Genomic DNA, 17284 nt, shown 5'->3' on the forward strand with positions numbered 1-17284 from the left:
GTACCGACCGTCTCGAACGTCTGGACCGGAGGACTGGAACGATGAGCAAGATCCGCGTGGGTGTGATCGGGGCCCGGGGCCGCATGGGCGCCGAGGCGGTCAAGGCCGTCGAGGCCGCGGACGACCTGGAGCTGGTGGCGGCGATCGGCCGCGAGGACAAGCTGGAGGTCATGGCCGAGAACGAGGCCCAGGTCGCGGTGGAACTGACCACCCCCGGCTCGGTCATGGGCAACCTCGACTTCTGCCTGCGGCACGGCATCCACGCGGTCGTCGGCACCACCGGCTGGACCGACGAGCGCCTGGACACCCTGCGCGGCTGGCTCGGCGCGGCGCCGGGCACCGGTGTACTCATCGCGCCGAACTTCGGCATCGGCGCGGTTCTGGCCATGCGCTTCGCCCGCCAGGCGGCCCGCTTCTACGAGTCCGCGGAGATCGTCGAACTCCACCACCCGGACAAGGTCGACGCCCCCAGCGGCACCGCCGTCCGCACCGCGCAGCTCATCGCCGACGCCCGCCGCGAGGCCGGGCTCGGCGAGCAGCCGGACGCCACCGCGACCGCCCTGGACGGCGCGCGCGGCGCCGACGTCGAGGGCGTGCCCGTGCACGCGGTACGGCTGCGCGGTCTCGTCGCCCACCAGGAGGTGCTCTTCGGCGACGCCGGCGAGGTACTCACCATCCGTCACGACTCCATGAACCGCGGTTCCTTCATGCCGGGCGTACTGCTCGGCGTGCGCAGGATCGTCTCCACGCCGGGGCTGACCTTCGGCCTGGAGCACTTCATGGACCTCGACTGACCGACCGAGAGACACAGACTGGAGCCGGTTCGACCACCATGCGCGCAAAGATCACCTACTTCGTCCTCGCGGCCGTCCTGGTCGTCTACTTCGTGCTGGCCGGCGCCCGCGGCGTCTGGCTGATCCAGGACGGCCGCCCGGTCACGGTGGTCCTCGGCGTGGCCGTGCTCGTGCTGCCGCTGGTCGGCGTGTGGTTCCTGGTCCGTACGACGCAGTTCGCGCGCAACGCGGACCGGCTGGCCAGGGAACTGGAGGCCGAGGGCGGACTGCCGGAGGACGAACTGGTCCGCACCCCGAGCGGTCGCGTGGACCGGGCCTCCGCCGACGCGGTCTTCGCCCGGCGCAAGGCCGAGACGGAAGCCGCGCCGGAGGACTGGCGGACGTGGTTCCGGCTCGCGGTCGCCTACCACGACGCCCGCGACACCCCGCGGGCGCGCAAGGCCATGCAGCGGGCGATCGCCCTGCGCGGGAAGGCGCCGCAGACCCGCTGAGCGGGTCCGGGCTCAGCCCGGCAGGACGGTCGTCCCGGTCTCCCCGGGGGCGCCGGTCAGCGCCCGCAGCAGGACGTGCGGGGCACGCCCGTCCAGCACCCGCGCGGTTCGGACACCGGCGCGGACCGCGCGCAGGCAGCTCTCCATCTTCGGCACCATGCCGCCCCCGAGCGAGGGCAGCATCAGTTCCAGTTCGGTGGCGGTGAGCCGGTCCAGCACCCGCTCCCGGCGCGGCCAGTCCGCGTACAGCCCCGGTACGCCGGTCAGCACCATCAGGGACTCCGCGCCCAGCGCGACGGCGAGCGCGCCGGCTGCCGCGTCCGCGTTGACGTTGTAGACCTCGCCGTCCGTCCCGCGGGCGAGCGGTGACACCACAGGGACGTGGCCGTGGTCCAGCAGCACGTCCAGGGCCGCGGTGCTGACCTCCGTCACCTCCCCGACCAGGCCGATGTCCATCAGCTCCCCGCCGACCTCGGCGTACCTGCGCACCGCGGTGAGGGTGTGCGCGTCCTCGCCGGTGATCCCGACGGCGTACGGGCCGTGCTCGTTGATCAGCCGCACCAGCTCCCGCTGCACCTTCCCGGCGAGCACCATCCGCACCACGTCCAGCGTCTCCGGGGTGGTGACACGCTGCCCGCCCAGGAAGCGCGCCGGCACGCCGAGCCGCTCCAGCTGCGCGCTGATCTGCGGACCGCCCCCGTGCACCACGACGGCCCGCACCCCGGTTTGCCGCAGCCGCACCACGTCCTCGGCGAAGGAACGCAGCAACGGCGCGTCGGTCATGGCGTGCCCGCCGAACTTCACGACGACGGTCCGGCCCCGCAGCGGTTCCAGCGCGGGCAGTGGCCCAGGATGGCTGAGGAGCGTGTTCGGGTGGGGCGGTGCGAGCAAGAGTCGCTCCAGGTCCTCGGCGGGCCGGGTCGGCCGGACGCTAACAGCCCCAGGCGAACACCCGATGACGCTCGTCTGTCGCCCGCACAGCGCCCAACGGCGCGGCGTCACGGGGCCATCGCGCTGCTGCGGCGGGCTGTCGGCCCGGCACGGCCCGGGCCCGTGCCGGGTCACGGCGTGGCGCCCCGCAGGGGTTGGCGGGCGGTGGGGACGACGAGGGGGGTGCCCGTCTCGGGGTCGTCGATCACGCGGCAGCGCAGCCGGAAGACCTCCTGCACCAGGGCCTCGGTGACCACGTCGGACGGTGCGCCCTCGGCGACCACGCGGCCGTCCCGCATCGCGATGAGGTGCGTGGCGTACCGCGCCGCGTGGTTGAGGTCGTGGAGGACGGCGACGACCGTGCGGCCCTCCTCGTACAGCCGCGCGCACAGGTCGAGGACCTCCAACTGGTGCGTGATGTCCAGGTACGTCGTCGGCTCGTCGAGCAGCAGCAGGGGCGTCTGCTGCGCCAGGGCCATCGCGATCCACACCCGCTGCCGCTGTCCGCCCGACAGCTCGTCGACGGCGCGTTCCGCCAGGTCCGCGACGCCGGTGGCAGCCATCGACTGCGCGACGATCCGTTCGTCCTCCCGGGACCACTGCCGCAGCAGGCCCTGGTGCGGATAGCGGCCGCGCGCGACGAGGTCGGCGACCGTGATGCCCTCCGGCGCCACCGACGTCTGCGGCAGCAGCCCCAGTGTGCGGGCCACCTGCTTGGCCGGGAGCCTGCCGATGTCCTGCCCGTCCAGCAGCACCGTGCCGGCCACCGGCTTCAGGGTCCGCGACAGGGCGCGCAACAAGGTGGACTTCCCGCAGGCGTTGGGTCCGACGATCACCGTGAAGGAGGCGTCCGGAACCGCCACGCTCAGCCCCTCGGCGATGGTGCGCCGGTCGTAGGCGAGCGTGAGCGCCTCCCCGCCGAGCCGGGTCGTGTCGTTGGCCGTCGTCATATCCGTCCTGCCTTGCGTTCCGTCGCGAGCAGCCACACGAGGTAGCTCCCGCCCAGCACCCCCGTCACCACACCCACCGGCAGCTGCCGACCGGGGAAGACCGACTGCGCCGCCCAGTCCGCCGCCACCATCAGCACGGCGCCCGTGCACAGCGAGGGCAGCAGGTTCGGCCCCGGCGTCCGGGTCAGCCGGCGGGCCAGCTGGGGCGCGGTCAGCGCCACGAAAGCGACGGGCCCGGCCGCGGCGGCCGCGAAGGAGGCCAGCAGCACCGCGGAGGCCAGCAGTACCAGCCGGACGCGCTGGACGCGCACCCCGAGCGCGTACGCGGCGTCGTCGCCCATCTCCATGATCCGCAGGCCCCGGCCGCAGCCGAGCAGCACCACGGGCACCAGCACCGCCATCGCAGCGAGCAGCGGTCCGCAGTCCCGCCGGCCGCGGCCGTCGAGGCTGCCGGTCATCCACAGCAGTGCCCGGGCGGCGTCCATCAACTGCCCCTTGGTGAGCAGGTATCCGTTGATGCCGGTGAGGATCGCCGAGACGCCGATGCCGACCAGCACGAGCCGCCGGCCGTGCACGCCCCGCCGCCAGGCCAGCGCGTAGACCAGGACGCCGGTGACCGCGCCGCCGGTGACCGCTCCGCAGGCGAGCGCCGTGCTCCCGCCGCCGGTGACGACCACGACCAGTGCCCCGGTCGTCGCGCCCTGGGTGAAGCCCAGCACGTCGGGGCTGCCCAGTGGGTTGCGGACCACCGACTGGAAGACGGCGCCGGCCAGCGCCAGGGCCGCACCGGTGAGCAGCGCGGTCACCACGCGCGGCAGCCGCAGCTCGTTGACGATGAAGTCGTCGGCGGGGGCGCCGTTCCCGGCGAGCGTGCGCAGCACGTCCCCGGGGGCCAGCGGATAGTCGCCGGTGCCGATCGCGAGGACGCCCACCGCGAGCGCGAGCAGCGCGCATCCCGCGCCGACCAGCGCCGCGCGCGGCCGCAGGCGCACCGACCGGGTTCCGTACCGCAGGACGCTCATGCGGCCGCCACCTTCCGCCGACGTACGAAGTAGAGGAAGAACGGCCCGCCCACGACGGCGGTGACCACGCCGACCTGCAGTTCCGACGGCCGGGCGACGACCCGCCCCAGCACGTCCGCGCCCAGCAGCACCACGGGGGCCAGCAACGCGCTGTAGGGCAGCATCCACCGCTGGTCCGGCCCGGTCAGGGCCCGGACGAGGTGCGGCACCATCAGCCCGACGAACACCAGCGGCCCACAGGCGGCCGTCGCCGCCCCGCACAGCAACGTCACCGCGACGATGACCGCCGCGCGGGTACGGGCCGGACGGGCGCCCAGCGCGCGGGCGGCGTCGTCGCCGAGGGTCAGCGCGTTCAGCGGCCGTCCCAGGGCGAGTGCCGGCAGCAGCCCGGCGGCGACGAAGGGCGTCAGCCGGACCACCGTGGTCATGTCGGCGCCGGCCAGCGAGCCGACCGTCCAGAAGCGCATGCGCTCCAGGGCGGCCGAGTCCAGCAGCATGACGGCGTTGACACAGGAGAACAGGGCCGCGTTGACCGCGGTGCCCGCCAGCGCCAGCCGCGCCGGGGTCGCCCCCCGCCCGCCGCCGACGGCGTACACCAGCACCGACACGATCGCGGCGCCCGCGAAGGCGAACCACACGTAACCGGTGAAACTGCTCAGCCCGGCGAAGGCGATGGCGGTGACCACCGCCGCCGACGCGCCGGCGTTGATGCCGAGCAGTCCGGGGTCGGCCAGCGGATTGCGGGTGAGCGCCTGCATGAGGGCACCCGAGACGCCGAGGGCGGTGCCGGCCAGCAGGCCGAGCAGGGTGCGCGGCAGCCGCATCTCATGCACGACGGTGTACGCGGGCGAGTCGCTGTCGGTGAGCCCCTGCCACACCTCCTGAGGGGAGAGCGCCTTGGCGCCCACCGCGACGCCGGCGCCGAGCACGAGCAGCAGGAGCAGCAGGGAGGCGAGCAGCCCGGCGATCCTCGGCAGCAGCCGGGAGTGCCCGGCCCGGTTCGCGCCGGCCGCGGTCGGCGCCGTCGGCACAGCCGGTTCGGACTTCGAACTCCCCTCCGGAACAGAGGGGTTGATGGGGTTCACGGACGGCCTCCTGGTGCCGGCGCCTGGGTGGCTCTTGACGACTGATTCATAACTTAGGTTAGGGTAACCTAAGTTAGACCGTCGGCCGGTGACTCCCCCTGTTCTCGTACTTCGCTCGAAAGTAGGCACCCTCATGCCCATCGACGCAGACCCCCGCCCCAGCCGCCGAGGCATGCTCGCCGCCGGCGGTGCCCTGGGCCTCGGCGCGTTGCTCGCCGCGTGCGGTTCCGGCGGTGGCGACAAGGCATCCGTCAGGACCGGCACCGGCAGCGGCCCGTGGTCCTTCACCGACGACCGCAAGACCAAGGTCACGGCGAAGGCCACCCCCCGGCGCATCGTCGCCTTCACCGGCACCGCCGCCGCCCTGGTCGACTTCGGCCTCGGCAAGGAGATCGTCGGCGTCTTCGGCGAGACCAAGGAGGCGGACGGCACCCCCGAGAAGCAGGCCGGCGACCTCGACGTCGCCGAGGTCGAGATCCTCGGCAACGTCTGGGGCGAGTTCAGCGTCGAGAAGTACGCGGCCCTGCGCCCGGACCTCCTCGTCACGCACATGTACGACCCGGACGCCCTCTGGTACGTCCCGGACGAGAGCAAGGACAAGATCCTCGAGCTCGCCCCGAGTGTGGCCGTCACCACGGGCCGGGTCCCCCTGACCGAGCCGGTCCAGCGCTACGCCGAGCTCGCCGAGTCCCTCGGCGCCGACCTGAAGGCCGCCAAGGTCACCGCGGCCAAGGCCCGCTTCGAGAAGGCCGCCGAGACGCTTCGCCAGGCCGCCAAGGCGAGCGGCGGCATCAAGGTGCTGGCCGCCTCCGGCGCCGCGGACCTCTTCTACGTCTCCAACCCCGGGGTCAGCTCCGACCTCATGTACTTCAAGTCCCTGGGCGTGGACGTCATCGTCCCGGAGAAGACCGACGGCGGCGACTACTACGAGAGCCTCAGCTGGGAGAACGCGGACAAGTACGACGCGGACCTGATCCTGCTCGACTCCCGCAACACGGCCCTGCAGCCCGAGGCGCTCCAGGCCAAGCCCGCCTGGAAGAAGCTGCCCGCCGTCAAGGCCGGCCAGATCGCCCCCTGGGACGCCGTCCCCCGCTTCTCCTGGGCCGGCGCAGCGCCCCTGCTGGAGGACCTGGCCAAGGCGATCCGGAACGCCAAGAAGCTCACCTGACCCACGGCTGAGCGCAGTCACCGCCGAGGTGAGCCCGGCGACGGGTTCCCCCCGTAGCCGGCCACGGTCCCGGCGCCCGCGGCGGGCTGCGGTCCCGCACCTTCCGAGCGCACCGCCCCGGTGTACCAGGCCTCCTCGGAGCCGTCCGCACCCTGCACCGCCACCTGATGTGCGCGCGCTTCTTCGTCGGCCACTGAGCCGAGGGTGACGGCGAGGCCGGCACCCCACCCGGGGCCCACGGCCGACACCCCCCCACGAGAGGACCACCATGAGCTTCCTCGCCCCCACCGACGAGGACCGGACCGCAGCGGCAGCCCCCGCCGGCGGCGGCGGCGCTGCACGGGCGCACCTGTTCAACGAGCGCAACCTCGACCGCTACCGCGGCTCCCTCACCCAGGGAATCCGCCGGGTCGCCGGCCGCATCGCCGCCACCGAGCGGCCGTTCACCGGCATCACCCCCGACAGGCTCGCCCCCCGGATCTCCGGCATCGACCTCGACACCCCGCTCGGCGACCCCGGTGCGGCGCTCGACGAACTCGACGAGGTCTACCTGCGCGACGCGGTGTACTTCCACCACCCGCGCTACCTGGCCCACCTCAACTGCCCGGTCGTCATCCCCGCCCTGCTCGGCGAGGCCGTGCTCACCGCCGTCAACTCCTCCCTCGACACCTGGGACCAGAGCGCCGGCGGCACCCTCATCGAACGCCGCCTCGTCGACTGGACCGCCGACCGCATCGGCCTCGGCGAGGACGCCGACGGCATCTTCACCAGCGGCGGCAGCCAGTCCAACTTCCAGGCCCTGCTGCTCGCCCGCGAGGAGGCATGCATCCGCGCGGCCGAGAACTCCCCGGTCCCGGCCGGGAAGCACGAGCTCCTCCCGCGACTGCGGATCATCGCCTCCGAGGCCGGCCACTTCAGCGTCGAGAAATCCGCCAAGATGCTCGGCCTCGGACCCGACGCCGTCATCACCGTCGAGACCGACCGCGAACGCAGGATGCGCCCGGCCGCCCTCGCCCGTGAGATCGAACGCTGCAAGCGCGAGGACCTCGTCCTCATGGCCGTGGTGGCCACCGCCGGTACCACCGACTTCGGCTCCGTCGACCCCCTGCGGCCCATCGCCGACCTGTGCGCCCGGGCCGGGACATGGCTGCACGTCGACGCCGCCTACGGTTGCGGCCTGCTGGTCTCGCAGACCCGCCGGCACCTGCTGGACGGCATCGAGCGCGCCGACTCCGTCACCGTCGACTATCACAAGTCCTTCTTCCAGCCGGTCAGTTCCGGTGCCCTGCTGGTCCGCGACCGGGCGACGCTGCGCCACGCGACGTACCACGCCGACTACCTCAACCCCGCGCGCACCGCGGAGAAGGTCCCCAACCAGGTCGACAAGAGCGTCCAGACCACCCGCCGCTTCGACGCCCTCAAGCTCTGGCTCACCCTGCGCATCATGGGCCCGGACGCCGTCGGCGCGCTCTTCGACGAGGTCTGCGACCGCGCCGAGCAGGCCTGGCGGCTGCTCGACGCCGATCCCCGCTTCGAGGTCGTCACCAAGTCCCAGCTCAGCACCCTCGTCTTCCGCCACCTCCCGCCGGACGGGCCCGCCCGCGCCCGCGCGGACGAGGCCAACCTGCACGCCCGTGAGGCCCTGGCCGCCTCCGGCGAGGGCGTCGTGGCCGGCACCACGGTCGACGGCCACCACTACCTGAAGTTCACGCTGCTCAACCCCGAGACGTCGACGGCCGACATCGCCCACGTCCTCGACCTGCTCGCCGGGCACGCCCGCCGTCATCTGGACGGCACCGGCACCGGCCCGGGTGCCGTGCCCGAGCGCCGAGCCGGCTGAACCCGACCCCCTCGTCACCCCATGGAGCGCCCCCATGCCCACCCATGACTTCATCGGCATCGGACTCGGCCCCTACAACCTGGGCCTGGCCTGCCTGACCGCCCCCCTCGACGACCTCGACGGCCTCTTCCTGGACAGCAAGCCCGGCTTCGACTGGCATCCCGGCATGCTGCTGGACTTCGCCACCCTCCAGACGCCCTTCATGGCCGACCTCGTCACCCTGGCCGACCCCACCTCCCCGTTCTCCTTCCTGAACTACCTCAAGGAGTCCGGACGGCTGTACTCCTTCTACATCCGCGAGCACTTCCATCCCGTTCGCGAGGAGTACAACGCCTACTGCCGCTGGGCGGCCGGCAAGCTCGGCAACGTCCGCTTCGGCCACGAGGCGACCCGTGTCGAGTACGACGAGAAGGAGGGCCTCTACACCGTCCACGCCCGCCACGCCGACGGCGGCACCACCACCCACCGCGCCCGTCACCTGGTGCTCGGCACCGGCACCCCGCCGTACGTCCCCGAGGCCTGCCGCGGCCTGGGCGGCGACCTCGTCCACAACTCCGGCTATCTGGAGGCCAAGGCCGCCCTCCAGGCCAAGCAGTCCGTCACCGTGGTCGGCAGCGGCCAGAGCGCCGCCGAGATCTACTACGACCTCCTCGCCGGCACCGGCACCGGCGGCTACCGCCTCAACTGGGTCACCCGCTCCCCGCGGTTCTTCCCGCTGGAGTACACCAAGCTCACCCTGGAGATGACCTCGCCCGAGTACGTGGACTACTTCCACGCCCTTCCCGAGGACACCCGTTACCGCGTGGAGGCCGAGCAGAAGGGCCTGTTCAAGGGCATCGACGCCGACCTCATCAACGGCATCTTCGACCTGCTCTACCGAAAGAGCGTGCGCGGCCCGGTCCCCACCCGGCTGATGACCAACACCGCCCTGACCGGCGCGTCCTACGACGAGACCGCCGGGACGTACACCCTCGGCCTGCGCCACGTCGAGCAGGAGCGCGACTTCACCCTCGAGACCCAGGGCCTGGTCCTGGCCACCGGATACCGGTACCGCGTCCCCGCCTTCCTGGAGCCCGTCCACGACCGCCTCCGCCGGGACCGCCACGGCCGCTTCGACGTCGCCCGCAACTACAGCATCGACACCACCGGCCGCGGCGTCTTCCTGCAGAACGGCGGCACCCACACCCACAGCATCACCTCACCCGACCTCGGCATGGGCCCCTACCGCAACTCCTGGATCATCCGCGAGCTGACCGGCCGCGAGGTCTACCCCCTGGAGAGGTCCATCGCCTTCCAGGAGTTCGGCGCCCCCGCCGGAGCCGCCGCATGACCGTCGCCACCCCCCTGTACTCCCGCACCGACGAGCGCCTGGGCACCTTCGCGCTGCGCCCGCTGGACCCCGAGGGCGACGCCGGGCTGCTGCACGGCTGGGTCACCGACCCCAAGTCCGCGTACTGGATGATGCAGGACGCGGACCCGGCGACGGTCGCGTACGAGTACGGCAAGATCGCCGAGCACCCGTACCACGACGCCTTCGTCGGCCTCCACGACGGCCGCCCCGCCTTCCTCGTCGAGCGCTACGACCCCCGGCACGTCGAACTGGCCGGTCTCTACGAAGCCCGGGACGGCGACGTCGGCATGCACTTCCTGTGCGCCCCCACCGACACCCCCGTGCACGGCTTCACCCTCGCCGTGATCACCACCGTCATGGCCTTCCTCCTCGACGCCCCCGCCCATCGCCGCGTCGTCGTCGAACCCGACCTCCGCAACACCGCCGTCCACGCCCTCAACGCCGCCGTCGGTTTCGAGACCGTCGGCCCGATCACCAAGCCCGAGAAGGAAGCGCTGCTCAGCACCTGCACCCGCGAGCAGTTCCTGGCCACCCAGGCCGGCCGGACGTCCCGAGGAGCAACCGCATGACCGCGACAGCCGCAGCCGGCGCCGCCCGCGACGCCGTCGCCCATCTCACCCCCGAGCTGTGGGACCGCGCGGGCCGCCTGCTCATACGCAAGGCCCTCGCCGAGTTCACCCACGAGCGGCTCCTGGCGCCCGTGCGGACCGCACCGGGCCGCTACACCGTCACCAGCGACGACGGCGCCACCGAGTACCGTTTCGCCGCCCGCGTCCTCACCCTCGACCACTGGCTGGTCGACGCCGGCAGCATCACCTGTCACCGCGACGGCGCCGAACTCCCGCTGGACGCGATCGACTTCGTCATCGAACTGCGCACCGCCCTCGGCCTGTCCGACGAGGTCCTTCCGGTGTACCTGGAGGAGATCGGCTCCACCCTCTCCGGCACCGCCTACAAGCTCTCCGGTCCCCGCCCCACCGTCGCCGAGCTCGCCCGGGCCGACTTCCAGACCGTCGAGACCTCGATGACCGAGGGCCACCCCTGCTTCGTCGCCAACAACGGCCGCCTCGGCTTCGGCATCCACGAATACCACGCGTACGCCCCCGAGGCCGCGGCACCGGTCCGGCTGATCTGGCTCGCCGCCCACCGCGACCACGCCACCTTCACCCACTGCGCGGACACCGACTACGACCGGCTGGTGCGCGCCGAACTCGGCGAGGACGTCCTGGCCCGCTTCGCCGCCACCCTGCGCGACCTCGGCCTGGACCCCGACGACCACGTGCTCATCCCCGTCCACCCCTGGCAGTGGTGGAACAAGCTCTCCGTCACGTTCGCCGGCGAACTCGCCGCCCGGCGCCTGGTCCTCCTCGGCCCGGGCGACGACGACTACCTCGCCCAGCAGTCCGTCCGCACCTTCTTCAACATCAGCCACCCCGGGAAGCACTACGTCAAGACGGCCCTGTCCGTGCTCAACATGGGCTTCACACGCGGCCTGTCCGCCGCCTACATGGAGGCCACCCCGGCCATCAACGACTGGCTGGCCGACCTCATCGACCGCGACGCCGTCCTCAAGGCCACCCGTCTGTCGATCATCCGCGAGCACGCCGCCGTCGGCTACCGCCACCGCCGGTACGAGGCCGCGACCGACCGCCACTCCCCGTACCGCAAGATGCTCGCCGCCCTCTGGCGGGAGAGCCCGGTCGCGGGGCTGGAGCCCGGCCGGCGCCTGGTCACCATGGCGTCCCTGCTCCACGCCGACGCGGACGGACGCTCCTTCGCCGGCGCCCTCGTCGCGGAGTCCGGCCTCACCCCGCAGGACTGGCTGCGCCGCTGGCTGGAGGCGTACCTGACCCCGCTGCTGCACTGCTTCTACGCGTACGACCTGGTCTTCATGCCGCACGGCGAGAACGTCATCCTCGTCCTGGACGAGAAGGGCGTCGTGGAACGGGCGGTCCTCAAGGACATCGCCGAGGAGATCTGCGTCATGGACCCCGAGGCGGACCTGCCGCCCGCGGTCCGGCGCGTCCGCGCCGAGGTCCCCGAGGACATGCGGCTGCTGTCGATCTTCACGGACGTCTTCGACTGCTTCTTCCGCTTCCTGGGCGGCATCCTCGACGACGAGGGCATCCTCGATGAGGACGCCTTCTGGCGCACCGTCGCCGAGTGCGCGGCCGGCTACCAGCGCGCGGTCCCGCACCTGGCCGGCCGGTTCGCGCGGTACGACCTGTTCACCGACACCTTTGCGCTGTCCTGCCTCAACCGGCTCCAGCTGCGCGACAACCGGCAGATGGTCGACCTCGCCGACCCCTCCGGTGCCCTCCAGCTCGTCGGCGAACTGGAGAATCCGATCGCCCGCCACCGGCCGGCCACCGCCCGGGGAGCGCTGGGCTCCTAGCGGCCGAACTCGGCGGCCCAGCCCTCTATGGCGTCGGCGGCCTGGTCGAAGGCCTCCGTACGGCCCAGGAAGTCCGCGTTGTGGTCGGTGAGCAGCGGTCGCAGCCGGTCGCCGTCCGCCCGCGTGACGACCAAGGCCTGGCCCTGGACGGTCCGGGGCAGCCCCAGCCACTTCACCGGCTGCTGGGCGGTACGGACGGCGCCGACCCGGTTCCACGGCAGCGTCGTGGTGTAGAAGAGCCCGACCTGCCGCAGCCCGCGCGTGCTGACCCAGAAGCCCACGCGCAGCAGGCGCAGCGCGCAGCCGATGGCCAGCACGGCGGCGCCGATCGTCGCGGCCACCCCGGCCCCGTTGCCCGCGAGCCCCATGATCACTGCCGCGAAGAGCAGGTACGAGGCGAGCATCAGCAGCATCGCCGCCGCGGCCACCCTCCAGGGCCCCGGGCGGTAGGGACGGATCCACCCGTCCTGGACCCGGTGCGGAAGGGCGGCGTCCGCGGCGTACTCGTCGTGGCCGCTGTCGGCGGCGAGGAAGGGCAGAGACACATCGGTGAGGCTAGCGGGAGCCGCCGGGACCGGCCAGCAGAGGTCCGCCGGTCGTCTGCCTTGCTCCGCTTTGCGGGGGGTGGGGCCGGTGTCGACGGGTGTCGGGCGATCTCGGAGCGGACGCATAGGCTGGGCGCCGCCCCCAGCTCCGTGAGGAAGGACGCCCGGTGACCGACACCTCCGCCGACGATTCCGTGCAGTTCCGCGACGACGTGACCGTCGAGCTCGTCAAGCACAGCGCCGCCGACTCGGACGTGTTGTGGGCCGCCCGGGTGTCCACGGCGGGCGAGCAGTCCCTGGCGGAGCTGACGAAGGACCCGGAGCGCTCCAAGGGCCTGATCAACTACCTCATGCGGGACCGCCATGGCAGCCCCTTCGAGCACAACTCGATGACCTTCTTCATCAGCGCCCCGATCTTCGTCTTCCGCGAGTTCATGCGGCACCGGGTCGGCTGGTGTCTGCCGGGTGATGCCATGATCCGCGTCGGTGCCGGCAAGAGCGGCAAGGCCAAACGCATCGCGGACATCCACCGGGACTGGAAGATCGGTGTGACCGACTCCATGGGGCGCACTCGCCGGCTGAAGTCCTGCCAGAACCTCCTGGCCGACACGATCAACCTGGACACAGGGCTGGCGGAGAAGGCGGCCATGGTCGACGTCTTCGAGTCCGGCGTGAAGCCGATCATCAAGGTCTCCACGACCGACGGCAAGGCTCTGCGGTGCACCGCGGACCACCGTGTGTGGACCCCGGACGGCTGGGTTCGCGCCGGCGACCTGCGCGCCGGTGACCGCGTCGGGCGGCTCGGCCGTGTGGAGGTCGGCGAGCGGGTCGGTATCCCGAAGCGCCTGCGCGAAGGGATTCAGATCTGGACCACCGAGCAGCGGGCCGCTCTCGTCGCACCCATCGACCTCTGCTACATCTGCGAGGAGAAGTTCGAGGCGAAGGATCTGGAACTGGACCATGTCATCCCCGTGGACACCGATCTGACCAAGGCGCTCGACGTCTCGAACCTGCGACCGGCCTGCACGTCGTGTCGCCGGCGGAAGACCGACGGCGAAGGCGTGCCGATCGGAGTGCGCCGCCGCGCCCTGCGGAACGGTGTGCGCTGGGAGGGCGTTGTCTCCGTCGTTCCGGACGGGGAGGAGATGACCTATGACATCTCCATGCCGCCGCCGCACCACAACTTCATCGCGGATGGTTTTGTCGTGCACAACTCATACAATGAGGAGTCGGGGCGCTACCGTGAGCTGCAGCCGGTCTTCTACGTGCCGTCCACCGAGCGCAAGCTGGTGCAGCAGGGCCGCCCAGGGAAGTACGAGTTCGTACACGGCTCCCCCGAGCAGCACCGCGCGGTGACGGACGCCATGGAGGCCTCCTACCGGCAGTCCTACGACGCGTACCAGAAGATGCTGACGGCCGGCGTCGCCCGCGAGGTCGCCCGGGCCACCCTGCCCGTAGGTCTGTTCTCGTCGATGTACGCCACCTGCAACGCCCGATCGCTGATGCACTTTCTCGGTCTGCGCACCCAGCACGAGCTCGCCAAGGTCCCGTCCTTCCCGCAGCGGGAGATCGAGATGGTCGGGGAGCGGATGGAAGCCGAATGGGCGAAGCTCATGCCGCTCACCCACGCCGCCTTCAACGCCAACGGCCGGATCGCTCCGTAGCAGGTCACCACTCATCCGGAATCTTCCGATTGCCGGGTTTCATGCAATTCGTCTAGTCTTCAGAAACGGATTCCGGTGCTGCTTGAACCCCCGAGCAGGCAGCGCCGGAGTCCTCATCGCAGGTCCCGAGGGGGTATCCCGGCACCGGCACCGAGTAGCGTTGGACTCATGGCTCCGACCTCCACCCCGCAGACCCCCTTCGGGCGGGTCCTGACCGCAATGGTCACGCCGTTCACCGCGGACGGCGCCCTCGACCTCGACGGCGCGCAGCAGCTCGCCGCCCACCTCGTCGAGGCAGGCAACGACGGCCTGGTCGTCAACGGCACCACCGGTGAGTCGCCGACCACCAGCGACGTGGAGAAAGAGCAGCTCGTCCGGGCCGTACTGGAAGCGGTGGGCGATCGCGCGTTCGTCGTGGCCGGCGTCGGCACCAACGACACCCACCACACCGTCGAGCTGGCCCGTCAGGCGGAGCGAGCCGGAGCCCACGGCCTGCTCGCGGTGACGCCGTACTACAACAAGCCCCCCCAGGAGGGCCTGTACCGGCACTTCACCGCCGTCGCGGACGCCACCGGCCTGCCGGTGATGCTCTACGACATCCCCGGCCGCAGCGGCGTCCCCATCGAGACCGAGACGCTCGTCCGGCTCGCCGAGCACCCCCGGATCGTGGCCAACAAGGACGCCAAGGGCGACCTCGGCGCCGCGAGCTGGGCCATAAGCCGCAGCGGCCTCGCCTGGTACTCCGGCGACGACATGCTCAACCTGCCGCTGCTGTCCGTCGGCGCCGTCGGCTTCGTCTCCGTCGTGGGGCATCTGGTCAGCCCTGAGCTCCGGGCCCTGCTCGAGGCGTATCTCTCGGGTGACATCCACAAGGCGACCGAGATCCACCAGAAGCTGCTCCCGGTCTTCACCGGCGTCTTCCGTACCCAGGGCGTCATCACCACCAAGGCCGCCCTGAACCTGCAGGGGCTGCCCGGCGGCCCGCTCCGGCTCCCGCTCGTGGAGCTCGGCCAGGCGGCCACGGCGCAGCTGAAGCAGGATCTCGCCGCCGGCGGGGTACAGCTGTAGCCAAAGACTCAAGAACTGAATATCGCTCCATGAGGACAACGAAACAGAACGCACGCTGTCATGCGCGCACGGTGTCCCCGGGCCCTCGCCCGGGGCCTGTGGCGTGCGTGGTGAGGAGATACTTTGAGCCATCCGCACCCTGAGCTCGGCCCACCCCCCGCGCTGCCCGAACGCGGCCTGCGCATCACTCCGCTCGGTGGTCTCGGAGAGATCGGCCGCAACATGACGGTCTTCGAGTACGGAGGCCGGCTGCTGATCGTCGACTGCGGGGTGCTCTTCCCCGAGGAGGAGCAGCCCGGAGTCGACCTGATCCTCCCGGACTTCACCTCCATCCGTGACCGCCTGGACGACGTCGTCGGCATCGTCCTCACCCACGGCCACGAGGACCACATCGGCGCCGTCCCCTTCCTCCTGCGGGAGAAGGACGACATCCCGCTGATCGGTTCGAAGCTGACCCTCGCCCTCATCGAGGCGAAGCTCGCCGAGCACCGCATCCGCCCCTACACCCTCGAGGTCGCCGAGGGGCAGCGGGAGCGCATCGGGCCCTTCGACTGCGAGTTCGTGGCGGTCAACCACTCCATCCCCGACGCCCTCGCGGTCGCCATCCGCACCCCGGCCGGCATGGTCGTGCACACCGGCGACTTCAAGATGGACCAGCTGCCGCTGGACGGCCGGCTCACCGACCTGCACGCCTTCGCGCGACTGTCACAGGAGGGCATCGACCTGCTGCTCTCGGACTCCACGAACGCGGAGGTCCCCGGCTTCATCCCGCACGAGCGGGACATCTCGCCGGTGCTGCGCCAGGTCTTCGCCAAGGCCGGGAAGCGGATCATCGTGGCCAGCTTCGCCAGCCACGTGCACCGCATCCAGCAGGTCCTGGACGCCGCCCACGAGCGCGGGCGCAAGGTCGCCTTCATCGGCCGCTCCATGGTCCGCAACATGGGCATCGCCCGTGACCTGGGCTACCTGCGGGTCCCACCGGGTCTCATCGTGGACGTCAAGACGCTCGACGACCTCCCCGACGAGAAGATCGTCCTGGTGTGCACCGGGTCCCAGGGCGAACCCATGGCGGCCCTGTCCCGGATGGCCAACCGCGACCACCAGATCCGCATCGTCGAGGGCGACACGGTGGTCCTGGCCTCCTCGCTGATCCCCGGCAACGAGAACGCGGTGTACCGGGTGATCAACGGCCTGACCCGCTGGGGCGCCGACGTCGTGCACAAGGGCAACGCCAGGGTGCACGTCTCCGGTCACGCCTCCGCCGGCGAGCTGCTGTACTTCTACAACATCTGCAAGCCCCGCAACCTCATGCCGGTCCACGGCGAGTGGCGGCACCTGCGCGCCAACGCCGAACTCGGCCGGGCCACGGGCATCCCGAAGGAACGCTGCGTCCTCGCCGAGGACGGGGTGGTCGTCGACCTCGTCGACGGCGTCGCCAAGGTCACCGGCAAGGTGCAGGCGGGTTACGTGTACGTGGACGGCCTCTCGGTCGGCGACATCACCGAGACCTCGCTCAAGGACCGCCGCATCCTGGGCGAGGAAGGCATCGTCTCGGTCTTCGTCGTCGTCGACAGCACCACCGGCAAGGTCGTCGGCGGCCCGTACGTCCAGGCCCGCGGTTCCGGCATCGACGACGAGGCCTTCGGCGAGGTCCTCCCGAAGATCGAGGAATCCCTCGCCCGCGCCGCCTCCGACGGCGTCGCCGAGGTCCGCCAGCTGCAGCAGCTCATCCGCCGCGCGATCGGCAAGTGGGTGTCCGACAATTACCGTCGGCGCCCGATGATCCTGCCTGTGGTCGTGGAGGTCTGACGCACCACCAGGAGCGGGGCACCCTCGATTTGCATCGGGGTGCCCCGCTCCAGTACGTTGGCACAACCCCGCGACGAGAACGCCACGGAGACGTGCGTCCTCACGATGGGTCGGTAAATCCGGCGGAAAGCATCTGCTAAAGTCGGGGAGCGCGAAAGCCGAAAGGCCGAAG

15 protein-coding genes and 1 pseudogene are annotated in these 17284 nt (G+C 71.5%); 11 read left to right on the forward strand and 5 right to left on the reverse strand.

Going from position 1 to position 17284, the window contains the following annotated elements; genetic code table 11:
* The first annotated feature begins 41 nt into the window (after positions 1–41).
* Positions 42–794 carry a 4-hydroxy-tetrahydrodipicolinate reductase gene (gene dapB, locus AC3EUJ_RS26610; protein WP_431965585.1) on the forward strand — a complete coding sequence of 251 codons (753 nt, stop codon included), beginning with the start codon at positions 42–44 and terminating at the stop codon, positions 792–794.
* Positions 795–832: 38 nt separating this feature from the next.
* Positions 833–1285 carry a hypothetical protein gene (locus AC3EUJ_RS26615; RefSeq protein ID WP_431965587.1) on the forward strand — a complete coding sequence of 151 codons (453 nt, stop codon included), beginning with the start codon at positions 833–835 and terminating at the stop codon, positions 1283–1285.
* Positions 1286–1297: 12 nt separating this feature from the next.
* Here AC3EUJ_RS26615 and argB read toward each other — a convergent pair whose 3' ends face one another.
* From argB to AC3EUJ_RS26635, 4 genes are all read right to left on the reverse strand, one after another.
* Positions 1298–2176 (reverse strand): acetylglutamate kinase, encoded by an 879-nt coding sequence (gene argB / locus AC3EUJ_RS26620; protein WP_431965589.1) that lies wholly within the window; start codon positions 2174–2176, stop codon positions 1298–1300.
* A 170-nt stretch (positions 2177–2346) separates the two neighbouring features.
* Positions 2347–3165 (reverse strand): ABC transporter ATP-binding protein, encoded by an 819-nt coding sequence (locus tag AC3EUJ_RS26625; protein WP_431965591.1) that lies wholly within the window; start codon positions 3163–3165, stop codon positions 2347–2349.
* Positions 3162–4187, reverse strand: a complete 1026-nt coding sequence (locus tag AC3EUJ_RS26630; RefSeq protein ID WP_431965593.1) for a FecCD family ABC transporter permease — start codon at positions 4185–4187, stop codon at positions 3162–3164. The genes AC3EUJ_RS26625 and AC3EUJ_RS26630 overlap by 4 nt, the downstream gene beginning before the upstream one ends.
* On the reverse strand, positions 4184–5218 hold the full coding sequence (locus AC3EUJ_RS26635) for a FecCD family ABC transporter permease (protein WP_431965615.1): 1035 nt from the start codon (positions 5216–5218) through the stop codon (positions 4184–4186). Before AC3EUJ_RS26635 ends, AC3EUJ_RS26630 begins: the two co-directional genes overlap by 4 nt.
* 187 nt (positions 5219–5405) lie before the next feature.
* Between AC3EUJ_RS26635 and AC3EUJ_RS26640 the strand changes: the two genes are divergently transcribed.
* The 5 genes from AC3EUJ_RS26640 (at position 5406) to AC3EUJ_RS26660 (ending at position 12026) form a co-directional block, all read left to right on the forward strand.
* Positions 5406–6440: an ABC transporter substrate-binding protein gene (locus AC3EUJ_RS26640; RefSeq protein WP_431965595.1), complete on the forward strand. Its 1035-nt coding sequence runs from the start codon at positions 5406–5408 to the stop codon at positions 6438–6440.
* Between the two features lie 268 nt (positions 6441–6708).
* Entirely contained in the window at positions 6709–8280 is a 1572-nt protein-coding gene (locus tag AC3EUJ_RS26645) for a pyridoxal phosphate-dependent decarboxylase family protein (protein ID WP_431965597.1), read from the forward strand.
* A gap of 34 nt (positions 8281–8314) precedes the next feature.
* The gene (locus tag AC3EUJ_RS26650) at positions 8315–9610 is read left to right on the forward strand and encodes a lysine N(6)-hydroxylase/L-ornithine N(5)-oxygenase family protein (protein ID WP_431965599.1); all 1296 of its coding nucleotides are present in this window, start codon (positions 8315–8317) and stop codon (positions 9608–9610) included.
* Entirely contained in the window at positions 9607–10200 is a 594-nt protein-coding gene (locus tag AC3EUJ_RS26655; RefSeq protein WP_431965601.1) for a GNAT family N-acetyltransferase, read from the forward strand. The genes AC3EUJ_RS26650 and AC3EUJ_RS26655 overlap by 4 nt, the downstream gene beginning before the upstream one ends.
* The gene (locus AC3EUJ_RS26660; protein ID WP_431965603.1) at positions 10197–12026 is read left to right on the forward strand and encodes an IucA/IucC family protein; all 1830 of its coding nucleotides are present in this window, start codon (positions 10197–10199) and stop codon (positions 12024–12026) included. Before AC3EUJ_RS26655 ends, AC3EUJ_RS26660 begins: the two co-directional genes overlap by 4 nt.
* Here AC3EUJ_RS26660 and AC3EUJ_RS26665 read toward each other — a convergent pair.
* Positions 12023–12571, reverse strand: coding sequence for a hypothetical protein (locus AC3EUJ_RS26665; protein WP_431965605.1), 549 nt, complete (start codon positions 12569–12571; stop codon positions 12023–12025). The genes AC3EUJ_RS26660 and AC3EUJ_RS26665 overlap by 4 nt on opposite strands.
* A gap of 167 nt (positions 12572–12738) precedes the next feature.
* On the opposite strand from AC3EUJ_RS26665, the pseudogene AC3EUJ_RS26670 reads away from it, so the two are divergent.
* The 4 genes and pseudogenes from AC3EUJ_RS26670 to AC3EUJ_RS26685 form a co-directional block, all read left to right on the forward strand.
* Positions 12739–13026 (forward strand): annotated as a pseudogene (locus tag AC3EUJ_RS26670) (FAD-dependent thymidylate synthase); the annotation flags it as partial.
* Between the two features lie 105 nt (positions 13027–13131).
* Positions 13132–14235, forward strand: coding sequence for an FAD-dependent thymidylate synthase (thyX, locus tag AC3EUJ_RS26675; RefSeq protein WP_431965617.1), 1104 nt, complete (start codon positions 13132–13134; stop codon positions 14233–14235).
* A 168-nt stretch (positions 14236–14403) separates the two neighbouring features.
* Positions 14404–15303 (forward strand): 4-hydroxy-tetrahydrodipicolinate synthase, encoded by a 900-nt coding sequence (dapA, locus tag AC3EUJ_RS26680; RefSeq protein ID WP_431965607.1) that lies wholly within the window; start codon positions 14404–14406, stop codon positions 15301–15303.
* 123 nt (positions 15304–15426) lie between these two features.
* On the forward strand, positions 15427–17112 hold the full coding sequence (locus tag AC3EUJ_RS26685) for a ribonuclease J (RefSeq protein ID WP_431965609.1): 1686 nt from the start codon (positions 15427–15429) through the stop codon (positions 17110–17112).
* The last annotated feature ends 172 nt before the right edge of the window (positions 17113–17284 follow it).

This window comes from Actinacidiphila sp. bgisy160, assembly GCF_057707815.1.